The 12583-nt window shown below is 61.8% G+C and carries 16 protein-coding genes; 8 read left to right on the forward strand and 8 right to left on the reverse strand.

Translation table 11 applies throughout. The features are described from left to right. The first annotated feature begins 14 nt into the window (after positions 1-14). Both cobF and B9N88_RS28440 read left to right on the forward strand, forming a co-directional pair. A complete protein-coding gene (gene cobF / locus B9N88_RS28435; RefSeq protein WP_027607524.1) occupies positions 15-770 on the forward strand; it encodes a precorrin-6A synthase (deacetylating) in 756 nt (251 codons plus the stop codon). Positions 771-781: 11 nt separating this feature from the next. After that, a complete protein-coding gene (locus B9N88_RS28440) occupies positions 782-1501 on the forward strand; it encodes an alpha/beta hydrolase (protein WP_027607523.1) in 720 nt (239 codons plus the stop codon). A 69-nt stretch (positions 1502-1570) separates the two neighbouring features. Here B9N88_RS28440 and B9N88_RS28445 read toward each other — a convergent pair whose 3' ends face one another. The 3 genes from B9N88_RS28445 to B9N88_RS28455 all read right to left on the reverse strand — a co-directional run bounded on the left by B9N88_RS28445 (position 1571) and on the right by B9N88_RS28455 (position 4990). Further along, positions 1571-2125, reverse strand: a complete 555-nt coding sequence (locus B9N88_RS28445; RefSeq protein WP_027607522.1) for a DcrB/PsbP domain-containing protein — start codon at positions 2123-2125, stop codon at positions 1571-1573. Between the two features lie 72 nt (positions 2126-2197). Next, positions 2198-4006 (reverse strand): monovalent cation:proton antiporter-2 (CPA2) family protein, encoded by a 1809-nt coding sequence (locus B9N88_RS28450; RefSeq protein ID WP_027607521.1) that lies wholly within the window; start codon positions 4004-4006, stop codon positions 2198-2200. 126 nt (positions 4007-4132) lie between these two features. Continuing rightward, entirely contained in the window at positions 4133-4990 is an 858-nt protein-coding gene (locus B9N88_RS28455) for an EamA family transporter (RefSeq protein ID WP_027607520.1), read from the reverse strand. A gap of 102 nt (positions 4991-5092) precedes the next feature. On the opposite strand from B9N88_RS28455, the gene B9N88_RS28460 reads away from it, so the two are divergent. From B9N88_RS28460 to B9N88_RS28470, 3 genes are all read left to right on the forward strand, one after another. Beyond that, the gene (locus tag B9N88_RS28460) at positions 5093-5875 is read left to right on the forward strand and encodes an AraC family transcriptional regulator (protein WP_027607519.1); all 783 of its coding nucleotides are present in this window, start codon (positions 5093-5095) and stop codon (positions 5873-5875) included. Positions 5876-5968: 93 nt separating this feature from the next. Next, the gene (locus B9N88_RS28465; protein WP_027607518.1) at positions 5969-7522 is read left to right on the forward strand and encodes a DUF726 domain-containing protein; all 1554 of its coding nucleotides are present in this window, start codon (positions 5969-5971) and stop codon (positions 7520-7522) included. 41 nt (positions 7523-7563) lie between these two features. Then, on the forward strand, positions 7564-8883 hold the full coding sequence (locus B9N88_RS28470) for an Nramp family divalent metal transporter (protein ID WP_027607517.1): 1320 nt from the start codon (positions 7564-7566) through the stop codon (positions 8881-8883). Positions 8884-8904: 21 nt separating this feature from the next. Here B9N88_RS28470 and B9N88_RS28475 read toward each other — a convergent pair whose 3' ends face one another. The 3 genes from B9N88_RS28475 to B9N88_RS28485 form a co-directional block, all read right to left on the reverse strand. After that, positions 8905-9282 (reverse strand): type II toxin-antitoxin system VapC family toxin, encoded by a 378-nt coding sequence (locus tag B9N88_RS28475; protein ID WP_027607516.1) that lies wholly within the window; start codon positions 9280-9282, stop codon positions 8905-8907. Then, complete coding sequence (locus tag B9N88_RS28480; protein ID WP_371263389.1) at positions 9279-9629, reverse strand: type II toxin-antitoxin system Phd/YefM family antitoxin; 351 nt, start codon at positions 9627-9629, stop codon at positions 9279-9281. The genes B9N88_RS28475 and B9N88_RS28480 overlap by 4 nt, the downstream gene beginning before the upstream one ends. A 126-nt stretch (positions 9630-9755) precedes the next feature. Continuing rightward, positions 9756-10688, reverse strand: coding sequence for a LysR family transcriptional regulator (locus B9N88_RS28485; RefSeq protein WP_027607514.1), 933 nt, complete (start codon positions 10686-10688; stop codon positions 9756-9758). A gap of 117 nt (positions 10689-10805) precedes the next feature. Between B9N88_RS28485 and B9N88_RS28490 the strand changes: the two genes are divergently transcribed. The 3 genes from B9N88_RS28490 (at position 10806) to B9N88_RS28500 (ending at position 12010) form a co-directional block, all read left to right on the forward strand. Beyond that, positions 10806-11294: a DMT family transporter gene (locus tag B9N88_RS28490; RefSeq protein ID WP_027607513.1), complete on the forward strand. Its 489-nt coding sequence runs from the start codon at positions 10806-10808 to the stop codon at positions 11292-11294. Positions 11295-11298: 4 nt separating this feature from the next. Next, positions 11299-11751: a DMT family transporter gene (locus tag B9N88_RS28495; protein WP_027607512.1), complete on the forward strand. Its 453-nt coding sequence runs from the start codon at positions 11299-11301 to the stop codon at positions 11749-11751. A gap of 88 nt (positions 11752-11839) precedes the next feature. Further along, the gene (locus B9N88_RS28500; RefSeq protein WP_074846300.1) at positions 11840-12010 is read left to right on the forward strand and encodes a metallothionein; all 171 of its coding nucleotides are present in this window, start codon (positions 11840-11842) and stop codon (positions 12008-12010) included. Positions 12011-12054: 44 nt separating this feature from the next. On the opposite strand, the gene B9N88_RS28505 is transcribed toward B9N88_RS28500, so the two are convergent. After that, positions 12055-12318, reverse strand: a complete 264-nt coding sequence (locus tag B9N88_RS28505; RefSeq protein ID WP_027607511.1) for a hypothetical protein — start codon at positions 12316-12318, stop codon at positions 12055-12057. A 16-nt stretch (positions 12319-12334) separates the two neighbouring features. Next, positions 12335-12577, reverse strand: coding sequence for a DUF6555 family protein (locus B9N88_RS28510; RefSeq protein ID WP_027607510.1), 243 nt, complete (start codon positions 12575-12577; stop codon positions 12335-12337). Positions 12578-12583: the final 6 nt, after the last annotated feature.

Consider the following 12583-nt stretch of genomic DNA (forward strand, 5'->3'; position numbering starts at 1 on the left):
AATGAGAGCACCCCATGAAACGCATCCAGATCATCGGCATTGGCGCCGGCAACCCTGACTACATCACGATGCAGGCCGTGAAGGCGCTGAACCGCACCGACGTGTTTTTCCTGATGGACAAGGGCCAGAGCAAGGACAAGCTGATCGACCTGCGCCGTGAGATCTGCGAGACCTATATCACCGAACCCGGCTACCGCTTTGTCGAGGCCGAATGCCCCGAGCGCGTACGCGGCGACGTCGACTACACCACCGCCGTGCAGGACCTCAACCGCGACAAGCAGGCCACCTTCGAGCGCATGATCAACGAAGAAATGGCCGACGGTGAAGTGGGCGCCTTCCTGGCCTGGGGCGACCCGGCACTGTACGACAGCACCATCCGGATCCTGCAGGCGATCCTGGCCAGTGGCCGCTGCGCCTTTGAATTCGAGGTGATTCCCGGCATCACCAGTGTGCAGGCCCTGGCGGCCCAGCATAAGGTGCCCTTGAACCGTATCGGCAAGTCCATCGAGATCACCACGGGGCGTCGCCTGGCGGCGGGGCAGGCCAGCGAGGCCGATACCCTGGTGGTCATGCTCGACGCAGAAGATTCCTACCGCACGGTGGCTGATCAGGACCTGGAGATTTACTGGGGGGCCTACCTGGGCACGCCGGATGAGATATTGATCAGCGGCAAGGTCAGTGACGTGGCGGAACAGATCGAACGGGTGCGCAAGGCGGCGCGCCTTGAGAATGGCTGGATCATGGACACCTATTTATTGCGCAAACCCTGAGGTCATTTCCCATGCTCAAACTGTTTGCCTTGGCGCTGACCCTGATGGCCGGCGTTGCCCACGCCGATTCCGAGTTGCACACCGATTTGCCGCTGGCGTACCTGGAACAGACCCAGGGCGATGCGCGCAACGAGCCGCTGGTGATTTTCCTGCACGGGTTCGGCAGTAATGAGGAAGACCTGTTCGGCATCAAGGACGCACTGCCGTCCACCTGGACCTACCTCTCGGCCCGTGCGCCGACGCCGGTGCAACCGAATGGCTTTCGCTGGTTTACCAAGACCCCGGGTGACGGCGATTACGATGGTGTGACCGCCGATTTGCACAGCAGCGCCCAACTGATCAAGGATTTTGTCGGCCAAGCCACCGCGAAGTATCACACCCAGCCTGACCGCGTATTCCTGGTGGGGTTCAGCCAGGGCGCGATCATGGCGTATGAGGTGGCTTTACGTGACCCGCAGCTGGTGCGTGGCATTGCGGCGCTGAGTGGCAGCGTGCTGCCGGTGCTCAAGGCTGAGCTCAAGCCGGATCAACGCTTGAACAACCTGGCGATCTTTATTGGCCATGGCACCCTGGACCAGGCACTGCCCTATGCCTCGGCGACGCGGGCGAATGAGGTGTTGGTGGGGCTTGGGTTGAAGCCGGAGTTTCATGGCTATCCGGGGATGAACCACACGGTCAGTGAGGCGGAGGTGCAGGATCTGAAGGCCTGGCTGGAAACGAGTTTGAAGTGAGCGCGCTGAACAAAGGTGGGAGGGGGCAAGCTCCCTCCCACCTTTGATGGGTGTTGTCAGGACTCTTTGTTATTTGCCGCCGGTAATCTGCTTCACCAGCTCTGCATGCCCCTTCGCATCATCGGCCCGCGAGATCGCCTGGATTACCAGCAAGTGGTTGCCGGAGCCGCCGAGGAACGTGGAGTTCAAGGTCTTGCCGCCGCCCTGGGTGGCGGTGCTGTCCACCTGGCGCAGGCCGAGGCCCTTGAAGGTCAGTTTCTTCTCGCTCAGCTTCTTGAAGTCGGGCAGGGCAGCACTCTGGTCCTTGACGAAACCGGCCACGGCACCATCGAGGAACTGCGGGTCGTTGTCCTTGATGCTCACCCCGTCGTTACGCACGGTTTCGGCGACGATCACCACGCTTTTCGTGCTCTGGTTGGCGTACATCGTGCCTTGGGTATTGGCGCTGCCGTCCTCGGCCTTGCCGGCCGGGAGGGTGTCGGCGGCATATCCCTTGGGCAGGTTGAAGTTGAACTTACCGCCCAGGGTGGAGATGGTTTGCGTGGCCGGCTTGGCGGCGGCGAAGACGCTGCCGGCGGTCAGCGCGAGGGCCAGCAGGATAGCGGTCTTGGTGAACGTGGCCATGAAGCGCTCCAGGGGTGAACGAGATTACGGCACATTCTGTCAGAAAATTCGCAATATCGTTCGCCCTTAGCCTCACACCTTGTCGGACTCTTCCTCAAGCCGATCCATTTCAAACAGTCGCGCCAGTTCCGCCCGGGCTTCCTGGGCGGTCTGCATCACCTTGGCCGCATCGTCGTACACCGCGTGCTGGGCGGCGAGCACTTGCAGGTCGTGGTGCTTGAAGCGGGTGATGCGGGCATCGGCCTGGGCCTGGGTCAACCCGAGGCCCACCAGGGTACGGCGGCTCATTTCCAGGCTGGAGTAGAAGGTCTCGCGAACCGGCGAGGCGTCGAGGTCCACCAGGCGGTGCACGTGCTGGCGGTTACGCGCACGGGCGATGATCTGCATGTGCGGGTAGAGGTTGCGCACCAGTTCGGCGGTCTTGATGTTGATCTCCGGGTCGTCCATGGCGATCACGAAGAACTCGGCCTGGTCGACCTTGGCGGCGTGCAGGATCTCCGGACGTTGCGGATCACCGTAGAACACCGGCATGCCGCCGAAACTGCGGGTCAGTTCGATGGTTTCCACCGAGGTGTCGAGGGCGATGAAGGAGATGTTCTGCGCGCGCAGGATCCGCGCGACGATCTGGCCCATACGGCCCATGCCAGCGATCACCACGCGCGGCGCATCGCTTTCGATGGCGCGGTATTCCTCCGGTACTTCCACCGGCTTGACCTTGGGCTTGAACAGCTTGGGGCAGACCAGCAGCAACAGGGGGGTGACGGCCATGGACAGGGTGATGGTCAGCACCAGCACGTCGTAGAGGTGCGGTTCGAACAGGCCCTGGTCGCGGCCGATCTTGAACACCACAAAGGCGAACTCACCGCCCGCGGCCAGCACCACGCCCAGGCGCAGAGCGCTTTCACGGTTGAGATCACCCACCATGCGGCCCACGGCGTACAGCAGCGGCAGCTTCAAACCGATCAACAGCAGGGTCAGGCCGATCACCACCAGCGGCGAGCTGAGCAGCAGGCTGAGGTTGGCGCCCATGCCCACGCTGATAAAGAACAGCCCCAGCAGCAGGCCCTTGAACGGCTCGATCTGGGATTCCAGTTCGTGGCGATACTCCGAGTCCGCCAGCAGCAGGCCGGCGAGGAAGGCACCGAGGGCCATGGACACACCCACCAGTTCCATCAGCCAGGCGGTGCCGATCACCACCAGCAAGGCGGTGGCGGTGGACACTTCGCGCAGGCCGGTCTTGGCGACGATGCGAAACACCGGCCGCAGCAGGTAGCGCCCGCCGATGATCACCACGGCAATACTGCCGAGGATCTGCAGGACGTGTTGCAGGCCCTGGGCTTCGGTGGCCGGATGATCGCTGCCGGCCAGCAGCGGCACCATGGCAATCAACGGGATCGCGGCGATGTCCTGGAACAGCAGGATCGCAAACGCCAGGCGCCCGTGGGGCTGGTTCAGCTCCTTGCGCTCGGCCAGGCTTTGCAGGCCGAACGCGGTGGACGACAGCGCCAGGCCAAGGCCGAGCACGATGGCGCTGTTCCACGACTGGCCAAACAGCCACAACGCCACCGCGCCCATGACCAGGCCGGTGAGCAGCACCTGGGCCAGGCCGACGCCAAATACCGCCTTGCGCATCACCCATAAACGCTTGGGCGACAGCTCCAGGCCGATGATAAACAGCAGCAACACCACGCCCAGTTCGGAGAACTGCGCGACGCTTTGCGGGTTACCGATCAGGCCCAATACCGACGGGCCGATGATCACACCGGCAAACAGATAGCCCAGCACCGCGCCCAATTGCAGGCGCTTGGCCAGGGGCACGGTCAGCACGGCGGCGAGCAGGAACACCACGGCTGCTTGTAACAGATTGCCTTCATGGGGCATTGCGAACTCCAGGATCTTTAAAACCAATCGACAGGAGGGTATTAGAGCGCTTTTTACCTTTCGAAAATTGTGTTTTTGCTGCGTTTGAGGGGACAACACGCCAGTGTGTGTCTGGCGGCGGGCGGTTCACGCCGGCTTGCGGTACAAACCCACGGCTAGGCCGACGACGATGATCGCAATCGAGATCAGGTCTGGCGCGGGAACGCGCTCGCCAATCAGCAGCATCGAACTGCTGATCCCGAACACCGGAATCAACAACGACAGTGGCGCCACCGTGGACACCGGGTACAGCTTGAGCAGCGAGTTCCAGCCCCAGTAGGCAAAGTGCGTCGCCAGGTACACCTGAAACAGAATGGACAGGATCGCAATGATGTCGAGGCTGGATTGCAAGCCTTCGAACGGCGCGCTGCCATGCATCAGCCAAGCCATGAGAAATAACGGGATCGGCGGAAACAGGCTGGCCCACACCATGAACGAGAAGACCTCAGTGACCCCCGACTTCTTGACGATGACGTTACCCACGCTCCAGGCCAGCGCACTGAGTACGATCAACATCACGCCCAGCACTGCGTGGCTGCCTTCTCGGGTGGAGATGATAGCTGCCAGGCCGATCAGGGCCATAAATGCACCCGCCATTTGCGTCCCGCGGAGTGTTTCCCTGAACAACACGCAACCCCAGCCCATGGTGAAAAATACGCTGAGTTGAATGATCAATGACGCGATGCCGGGGCTCACACCCCTCTCGATGCCATAGTTGATCACGCCCCACATGCCCAGCCCGAAGATGACGCCGTAGGCGGCCACGTAGCTGAATTTGACGGCGGGGCGCTTGATGAAGAACACCAGCGGCAGGGCGGCGAGGGAAAAGCGGATGCCCGTGAGGACAAAAGGGTCGACCGAGCGCAGGCCGAGTTTGGTGATGGGGAAATTCACCCCCCATACCAGGGTGACGAGCACGGCTAACGCCAGGTGTTTTTTCAGCATGGAATGTTCCCTTGGTCATGACGCTTTTCGAGGGCGTTGATGTTAGGGAGGGGCGGGTTGGCCCGCTTGCTATACAAGGCCATTTTTTGACAGAATCGGGCCATGATTCCGACCTTTGATTCCGCCAGCCCAGAAGCCGTGGTAACGCTGCGCGAATACCCTTGCGGCACCGTCTTTGAGCGGCACACGCACTCACGTGGGCAGTTCGCCTATGCCTCCACCGGCGCGCTGAAAATGTTCACCGATCTCGGCAACTGGGTGGTACCGCCGCAACGGGCGATCTGGGTGCCGGGTGGTGTGCCCCATGAAATGCATATGCGCGGGGATGTGGTGATGCTCAATACCTACCTGGACGCCGATGCCGCTAAGCGGGCGCGGTTGCAGGAGCGCTGCCAGGTGTTTGAAGTGTCGCCCCTGCTCAGGCATTTACTGGAGGCGGCGCTGGCTATCGACTCCTCGGCATTACCCAGCGTGAGGCATCACTGCGTGCTGACGCTGTTGATTGATGAAATCGCAGCCATGCCCGAGCTGCCACTCAGCGCGCCATTGCCGCGCGAGCCGCGGCTGGCGCGAGCATGTCAGCGCTTCCTGGATGCGCCCACGCAGAAAATCACCCTCGATGAGATGGCTGATTGGTCGAACATGAGCCGGCGCACCTTCACCCGCCATTTCTACGAGGGCACGGGGATGACGTTCGTGTCCTGGCGCCAACAGGTGTGCCTATTGGAAGCCACCGCACGGCTAAGCCATGGCACGTCCATCACCGATGTTGCGTTCGAATTGGGGTTCAGCAGTTCCAGTGCATTCACCTCCGTGTTCCGGCGCAACCTGGGGGATTCGCCGGCGCGCTACCTGGCCAAATCAAAGGCTGCGGCGCAGTTCTGAGCCTTCGCGACCGCCACGCCGGTCAGGATTCACCGTTCTGCAGGCCTCCCTTTGTTATTATCGCCGTCCCTCGTCACCAGGAGTCACCGGCCCATGCAGCACCAGTGGGATGAAATGCACCGCACCCGCAAGCCCACGTTCGTATTGTGCGGCGAGCCTCAGGGCGATGTGCTCAATCTCTATGTTCACGGTTACTCGGCGTTCTTTAACCGGCAACAGCTGGGCAATTTCAAGCAACAGCTGGCGGGTATCGAGGGTTCGACCAACCTGATGCTGTTCTGGCCGGCGGGGCATTTCCTGGAAAACCTGTTTGCGCCCTTCAAGGAGGTGATCGCCGCGATGCTGGGGGGCGGCAGCATCGGTGCCGCGACTGTCGGCGTGGGCAAGGCGATTGCCTATTTTCTCGACCACTACAAAAGCGTCGAGGCGCGGGTGGACGAAGTGGCCAGGAGCTTGCTGCCGGAGCTGGCCAGCTACCTGCATGGCGAGGCGCTGGAGGTGCGGCGTATCAACCTGATCGGGCATTCCCTGGGGGCGCGGATTCTGGTCAAGAGCCTGCTGGCCAGCCCGGATACCGCCCGGGAACTGCCGTTGGACAACCTGCTGTTGATGGGCGGGGCGATCTGTACGTCCAGCCCTTGGGATGAGGTGTGCGCGCCGCTCAAGGGGCGGGTGATCAATTGCCACTCCAGCAAGGACTGGGCCCTGGCCATGAAGCCGGACACCGAGCGGTGCATCGGCCGGTATGCGATCCCGGTGACGCCGGCACTCAAGGCCAAGGTTACCAATGTGCACCTGGCTACTTTTGATCATGCCGCGTACTGGCCGCAGTTGCAGACCGTGGTGCAGTACACCGACCTGTTGCAGGAGCGGCGCGGCCTGATCCGCGCCGACCAGCGCAGCAGCGAGGTACGCTTTGCCGAAGAGGACACCGACTTGTTTGCGGCCCTGGTGCAGGCGCGGCCGGAGGAGCTGGCGTTCCTGGCCGAATTGATGGCGCAAAAGCGCAGTGCATCGATCGACGCCACGGTGCGCGAGCCGCTCAAGCTGGCCATCGAGTTGCAGCGCATGGGCGGCGACAGCTTTATGAACCTGGCCCGTGGCCATGGCGTGAACTATCGGCAGATTGCCGAAGAGGTGGCGCAGCGACTGGGAATCAAGTTTGCCGAGCCCGTTGAAACGGTGGCATTGGCTGACCTCGAAGCCCGGGTCGCGGAAAAGCTGCTCGAGCAGTACAAGGACAAACTCAGCCACGCCGACCGCCAGGTATTCGATGCTGAGCTCAAGGCGGCCGCGCAAAAGGAGCAGGGTCTGTTCAGCCGTTTCGATCTCGGCCGAACAGCCACTACGGCGTTGAGCGGCACGGCGCTGGCCGGGTTGACCGGGTTTATCCTGCGTCGGGGTGCGGCCTCCGCGATCCCGGTGGTCGGCCAGGCGTTGGCGGCGGCGATGCTGCTGGTGAGTGGTGTACGGGCGTTTTCCGGCCCGGCGTACTCGATCACCACCCTGGCCGTGCTGGTGATTGGGGGGATTCGCCAGCGCATGGAGCGTGAAGCCTTGAACCAGGAGATGGACCTGGTGGTGCAGGTCGTGGAGGCGTTTGACCTGCCTCGGAAGACGGTGATGCGCACGGTTGCTTCCGACTGATAAGCTGAGCCCCTGTCGAGTGTGTTTGCCTGGGATACCGCGTGAAATTCAGCCTGCCGAAAATCGCTACCGCTCCATTCTGCCCGCCGGAAGTGGCCGGCTCCGTTGCCGTTGACCCCAAGGCGTCCTTCTTCAAGCGCATCCTGATGTTCGCCGGCCCCGGCCTGCTGATCTCCATCGGCTACATGGACCCGGGCAACTGGGCCACGGCCATCGAAGCCGGGTCGCGCTACGGCTACAGCCTGTTGTTCGTGGTATTGCTCGCCAGCCTGGCGGGGATGGCGGTGCAGTGCCTGTGCTCGCGCTTGGGTATCGCTACCGGCAAGGACTTGGCGCAACTGTGCCGTGAGCGCTACAGCAAACGCTCGGCACGCACCCAGTGGGTGCTGGCGGAAATCTCCATCATCGCCACCGACCTCGCCGAAGTACTCGGCTGCGCCCTGGCGTTTCACCTGTTGCTGGGCGTTTCCCTGACCACCGGCATTGTCATCACCGCCTTCGATACGCTGTTGGTCCTGGCCCTGCAAAACCGGGGGTTCCGCCGCCTGGAAGCGATCATGCTGGCGCTGGTGGCGACCATCGGCGTGTGTTTCTTCATTGAGCTGGTGCTGATCAAACCGTATTGGCCGGATGTGTTCAGCGGCTTCACCCCATCACTGTCGGCCATCAGCGATGCCGCGCCGTTGTACCTGGCCATCGGTATTCTCGGCGCCACGGTGATGCCCCATAACCTCTACCTGCACAGCTCGGTCGTGCAAACCCGCCTGATCGGCAAAGACCTCGCCAGCAAACAGGACGCGGTCAAGCTGGCCCGGATCGACACCATTGGCTCCCTGGCCCTGGCACTGCTGGTCAACGCCGCCATCCTGATACTCGCGGCCTCCGCCTTCTACAAGACCGGGCACACTGGGGTGGTGGAGATCCAGGACGCCTACCGCTTGCTTGACCCGTTGGTGGGCGGCGCCTTTGCCAGCATCCTGTTCGGCATCGCCTTGCTGGCGTCCGGGCAAAGCTCGACCTTTACCGGCACCATCGCCGGGCAAGTGATCATGGAGGGGTATCTCAACCTGCGCATTCCCTGCTGGCAACGCCGCCTGATCACCCGTGGGCTGGCGCTGATCCCGGCGTTTCTCGGGGTGTGGTTGATGGGCGACCAGGCCATTGGCAAGCTGCTGATCCTCAGCCAGGTGGTGCTCAGCCTGCAGTTGCCGTTTGCGTTGTACCCGTTGATCCGCATGACCGGCGACAAGCAGCTGATGGGGCCGTTCGTCAATCGCCTGCACACCCGGGTGCTGGCATGGTTTCTGTTTGCGCTGATCAGTGGCGCCAATGCGTGGTTGATCGGGCAGTGGGTGTTCTGAGTTCCAGGCCGTAGGTGCGGGCTATACCAGGATTGCCAAGGATGTGTACTGGGCAATCTGCGTGTCGGCGGTCAATAGCCTCATCGGTTCACTGATGGCTGTCGCTACGATGAGCCGATCAAAAGGGTCTTTGTGATGAGGCTCAAGCTCCTTGACGGCGATCGCGTGTTCCGAGGTGATGGGCAGTTCGACGAAACCGCTTTCAAGGCAGTATCCCCGGATTTCGTCCAGGTCTGCATCGAGTTTTCCAAGGCCGACCTTGATCGCCATTTCCCAGAAGGTTGCCGCGCTGACGTAGATCTCTGCGGCATTCTCGATCAGTCGTCGGGCTTTGCTGGATAGCTTCGGGTCGTCACTCAGTGCCCAGAGCAGAACATGGGTATCCAGCAGCACCCTCATGGATGGCTGCTCTCAAACGCATCCAGCAGATCGCCTGGCAGGGGCGCATCAAAGTCCTCGGGGACAACGAGCTTTCCTTTCATCGCGCCAATTCGCTGACCGTTGGATTTCCCCACGGGAACAAGTTGTGCCATCGCACGCCCATGCTTGGCAATGGTGATAATTTTGCCGGCGGCGGCGTCATCCACCAGTTTTGACAGGTTATTTTTTGCTTCGCCCAAGGGTACGGTAATCATGAGGTGCTCCGCGTATTTTGGCCAAATATAGCCAAAACTGGGTGAGCTATCCAAGACGAGCCGACCGCTGGTTGCCGCCTCACGTTCAGCGCGTGACGGCTTTGGGTACATGAAAACCATGGCATCTCTCCAAAAAGGACATCGCCAAAGTCTGCCCCAATGCACCCGGTCCAAAATAGGGTGGCCCGTTAAATCAGACCGAACCTACTTTTACTACTCGGAAAATTCCTCAACCGTTTATCGATCCCAATACGGCACCGTCCCAAAACACTCCACGAAATAATCGATCACCGTGCGCACCTTCAGCGACAGCCTGCGGCTCCCCGGCCACAGCGCCGCGATCTGCTGCGGCTCCAGCGTGGTCGCCACTTCATATTCCGTCAGTACTGCTTGCAGGGTGCCAGCGCGCAGGCCTTCGCCGATCAGCCAGGACGGAAACACCACCAGGCCCAGGCCTTGTTCAGCGGCGTGGGTGAGGGTGTCGGCGTGGTTGCCGGTGATCGGGCCCTTGACGCTGTAGGGCGTCCAGTCGTCCTGGCCTTTGCGGAAGAACCAGCGTTGCTGGCCGGTGATGCCCTTGTAGGCCAGGCACTGATGATGGAGCAGTTCCTCGGGGTGCTGGGGCGTGCCCTGGCGGGCCAGGTAGGCTGGGCTGGCGGCGAGGCGAAAGCGCTGGGGGGCGAAGATGCGTGCCTGCATGCTGGAATCGTTGAGCACGCCGATACGGAACAGCAGGTCGGTGCCGTCTTGCAGCGGGTCGACGTATGTATCGGTTTGCTGGATGTCCAGTTGCAGCTTCGGGTAGCGCCGGCATAACTCGCCCAGCCACGGTGACAGGTGACGCTGGCCGAACACCATCGGCGCGTTGATGCGCACCAGGCCGCTGGGTTCGCTTTCCTGTTCCTGCAGGGCCTGGCCGGCGGCTTCCAGCTGTTCGAGCAGCAAGCGCGCGTGTCGCCCCAGCAGGCGCCCGGCCTCGGTGGGGCTCACTGCGCGGGTGTGGCGGTAGAGCAACTGCTGGCCGAGGGCCTGCTCCATCAGTTGGATCTGCCGGGAGATGGAGGAGGGCGCCAGGCCTTCGCGGCGGGCCACTTCGGAAAAGCTGCCGTGATCCAGCACCGCGACGAACAGGCGCAGCGCCTTGAAACTCAATTCATTCAAGCCCTGCATCAGGCCTCCGGGTTGTGCGTATTGCGCAAAGGTGTTGTCGGCATACTCCCATTTATCGCACAGGCAGGCCACCGGATAATGCGTGCCATGTTTCCTTTATTGACGCGCAGGTGATGTATGCAGGCCAGTTCTATCGAGGGTGTGGCGCAAGCCAGGCCAAAAAACAGCCTTTTACGGTTGCTGTTGTTGCCGCTGGTGATCCTGGCAGGCATGGGGCTGTCGGTGGAGGCCGGGTTGCTCGGGCCATTGGGCGTGCAGGTTGGGCATTTATGGGCAACCTTGAGCATCTTCGGTGTCGGCTCGGCGATTCTGTTTTTGCTGCTGCTGTTCAGCGGCCCGCAAAAGGGCCCGGCGTTGTCCGAGTTGCCGCGCTGGCAACTGATCGGTGGGTTCCTGGGGCCGATGTATGTGGTGGTGCTGACCCTGGCCACGCCGCACATCGGTATTGCCATGACCATGATCGCAATTTTGTCCGGCCAGGTGGGCAAGAGCGTGCTGATCGACCATTTCGGCTGGTTCGGCACCGCACGCAAACGGGTCAATGGCGAGCGCTGGATAGCCCTGGCGTTGATTGTGGCGGCACTTGTTCTGATTGCACGAGGGTAAGGCGATGAATCTGATTCTGTTATTGGTGCTGGTGATCGCGGCGGGCGCGGTGTTGAGTGTGCAGGCGGCGATCAATGGTCGCCTCGGCCAGGCGGTGGGCGTGTTGCGCAGCAGTCTGCTGACGTTTGCGGTGGGCGCGCTCACTACCGCGTTGTTGATTTTCTTCTTCGAGCCGGCCCAGTCCGTGAGCCTGCTCGACGTACCCAAATGGCAATTGACCGGCGCCCTGTTCGGCGTGGTGTACATGATGGTGATGGTCGGGGCCGTGCCGGTGGTCGGTACTGCAGTGGCGACCGTGGCCGTGATTACCGGGCAATTGGGCATGGGCATGCTGATCGATAACTTCGGGTGGCTGGGCAACCCGGCCGTCGAACTGTCGAGCAGCCGCATCCTGGCGATGGTATGCCTGGCTCTGGCCTTGGTGTTCATGTACCGCAGCAATACGCGCACCGACTGATGGTTTGAACCATCGCCGACGCCTGGCAGTCACTGCTTAAGGTGCCGGCAACCGCCGCACCGGACGACCATGAAGAAGGAGTCTGGCCATGCCTGATCAAACCTGTGCCTGCCCGCATTGCAAGTGTGTGCTGGGCGTCGATGCGGTAATGAAGGACGGTAAGGGCTATTGCTGCCAGGGCTGCGCCGAGCATCATGCCCATGGCGAGCCTTGTGCGGCGGCGACGGGGTGCGAGTGCGCCAAGTCGGCTAAAGGCTGAATACGTTCGCAGGGAGCGTCGATAGTGGGCTCCCTGCGTATCCCTTACTGGGGTTCCAGCTCCAGGCGCAGGCTGTGGTCGGACAAGCGCCGGCTGTCTTTTACCACGCCGCTGGTTCGTCGACCTTCGAGGGCCAGCACCAGGGTCTGCGCATCATGCAAATCGTCCGGCAGCGGCTGGAACACCTTCAGCACCAGCCAGCCGGGCTTATGCTGCACGCTCACCTGGCACTCGACATGCTTGGCCAGTGGCCCGAACAATGTGTCCCGGGTGTAATCGATGCGTGCCTTGCCGTTGATTGAATCCATGCTCATTTCTCCTTGATCAAGCCTGGGCGCGCGCATCCGAGCGGCGCCATTGCACGTTTTTTATGCCGAATTTCTCGGCCTGTTCCTGGCTGGTTTTCTTCACCCGCTCGCGGGCGAAACGGCCGATACGGCCCACGCCAGCGTCACAGCTTGCCCAATGCCAGGCCTCCAAGGTATCGAGCTTTTCCAGACGAATAATGAAGGACTTGGCTTCGCCATGAAGGGTGTAGTCGATCACAAACAGTTTTGCGTTATTCATTGGCCC

Source organism: Pseudomonas sp. LAMO17WK12:I1, assembly GCF_900177315.1.
GTDB classification, from domain to species: Bacteria; Pseudomonadota; Gammaproteobacteria; order Pseudomonadales; family Pseudomonadaceae; genus Aquipseudomonas; species Aquipseudomonas marginalis.

What these genes read in the sequence shown, in the direction of transcription:
- cobF (WP_027607524.1), top strand. Translation starts at nt 15, where the DNA reads ATGAAACGCATCCAGATCATCGGCATTGGCGCCGGCAACCCTGACTAC.
- B9N88_RS28440 (WP_027607523.1), top strand. Translation starts at nt 782, where the DNA reads ATGCTCAAACTGTTTGCCTTGGCGCTGACCCTGATGGCCGGCGTTGCC.
- B9N88_RS28445 (WP_027607522.1), bottom strand. Translation starts at nt 2,125, where the DNA reads ATGGCCACGTTCACCAAGACCGCTATCCTGCTGGCCCTCGCGCTGACC.
- B9N88_RS28450 (WP_027607521.1), bottom strand. Translation starts at nt 4,006, where the DNA reads ATGCCCCATGAAGGCAATCTGTTACAAGCAGCCGTGGTGTTCCTGCTC.
- B9N88_RS28455 (WP_027607520.1), bottom strand. Translation starts at nt 4,990, where the DNA reads ATGCTGAAAAAACACCTGGCGTTAGCCGTGCTCGTCACCCTGGTATGG.
- B9N88_RS28460 (WP_027607519.1), top strand. Translation starts at nt 5,093, where the DNA reads ATGATTCCGACCTTTGATTCCGCCAGCCCAGAAGCCGTGGTAACGCTG.
- B9N88_RS28465 (WP_027607518.1), top strand. Translation starts at nt 5,969, where the DNA reads ATGCAGCACCAGTGGGATGAAATGCACCGCACCCGCAAGCCCACGTTC.
- B9N88_RS28475 (WP_027607516.1), bottom strand. Translation starts at nt 9,282, where the DNA reads ATGAGGGTGCTGCTGGATACCCATGTTCTGCTCTGGGCACTGAGTGAC.
- B9N88_RS28480 (WP_371263389.1), bottom strand. Translation starts at nt 9,629, where the DNA reads ATGTACCCAAAGCCGTCACGCGCTGAACGTGAGGCGGCAACCAGCGGT.
- B9N88_RS28485 (WP_027607514.1), bottom strand. Translation starts at nt 10,688, where the DNA reads ATGCAGGGCTTGAATGAATTGAGTTTCAAGGCGCTGCGCCTGTTCGTC.
- B9N88_RS28490 (WP_027607513.1), top strand. Translation starts at nt 10,806, where the DNA reads ATGCAGGCCAGTTCTATCGAGGGTGTGGCGCAAGCCAGGCCAAAAAAC.
- B9N88_RS28495 (WP_027607512.1), top strand. Translation starts at nt 11,299, where the DNA reads ATGAATCTGATTCTGTTATTGGTGCTGGTGATCGCGGCGGGCGCGGTG.
- B9N88_RS28500 (WP_074846300.1), top strand. Translation starts at nt 11,840, where the DNA reads ATGCCTGATCAAACCTGTGCCTGCCCGCATTGCAAGTGTGTGCTGGGC.
- B9N88_RS28505 (WP_027607511.1), bottom strand. Translation starts at nt 12,318, where the DNA reads ATGGATTCAATCAACGGCAAGGCACGCATCGATTACACCCGGGACACA.
- B9N88_RS28510 (WP_027607510.1), bottom strand. Translation starts at nt 12,577, where the DNA reads ATGAATAACGCAAAACTGTTTGTGATCGACTACACCCTTCATGGCGAA.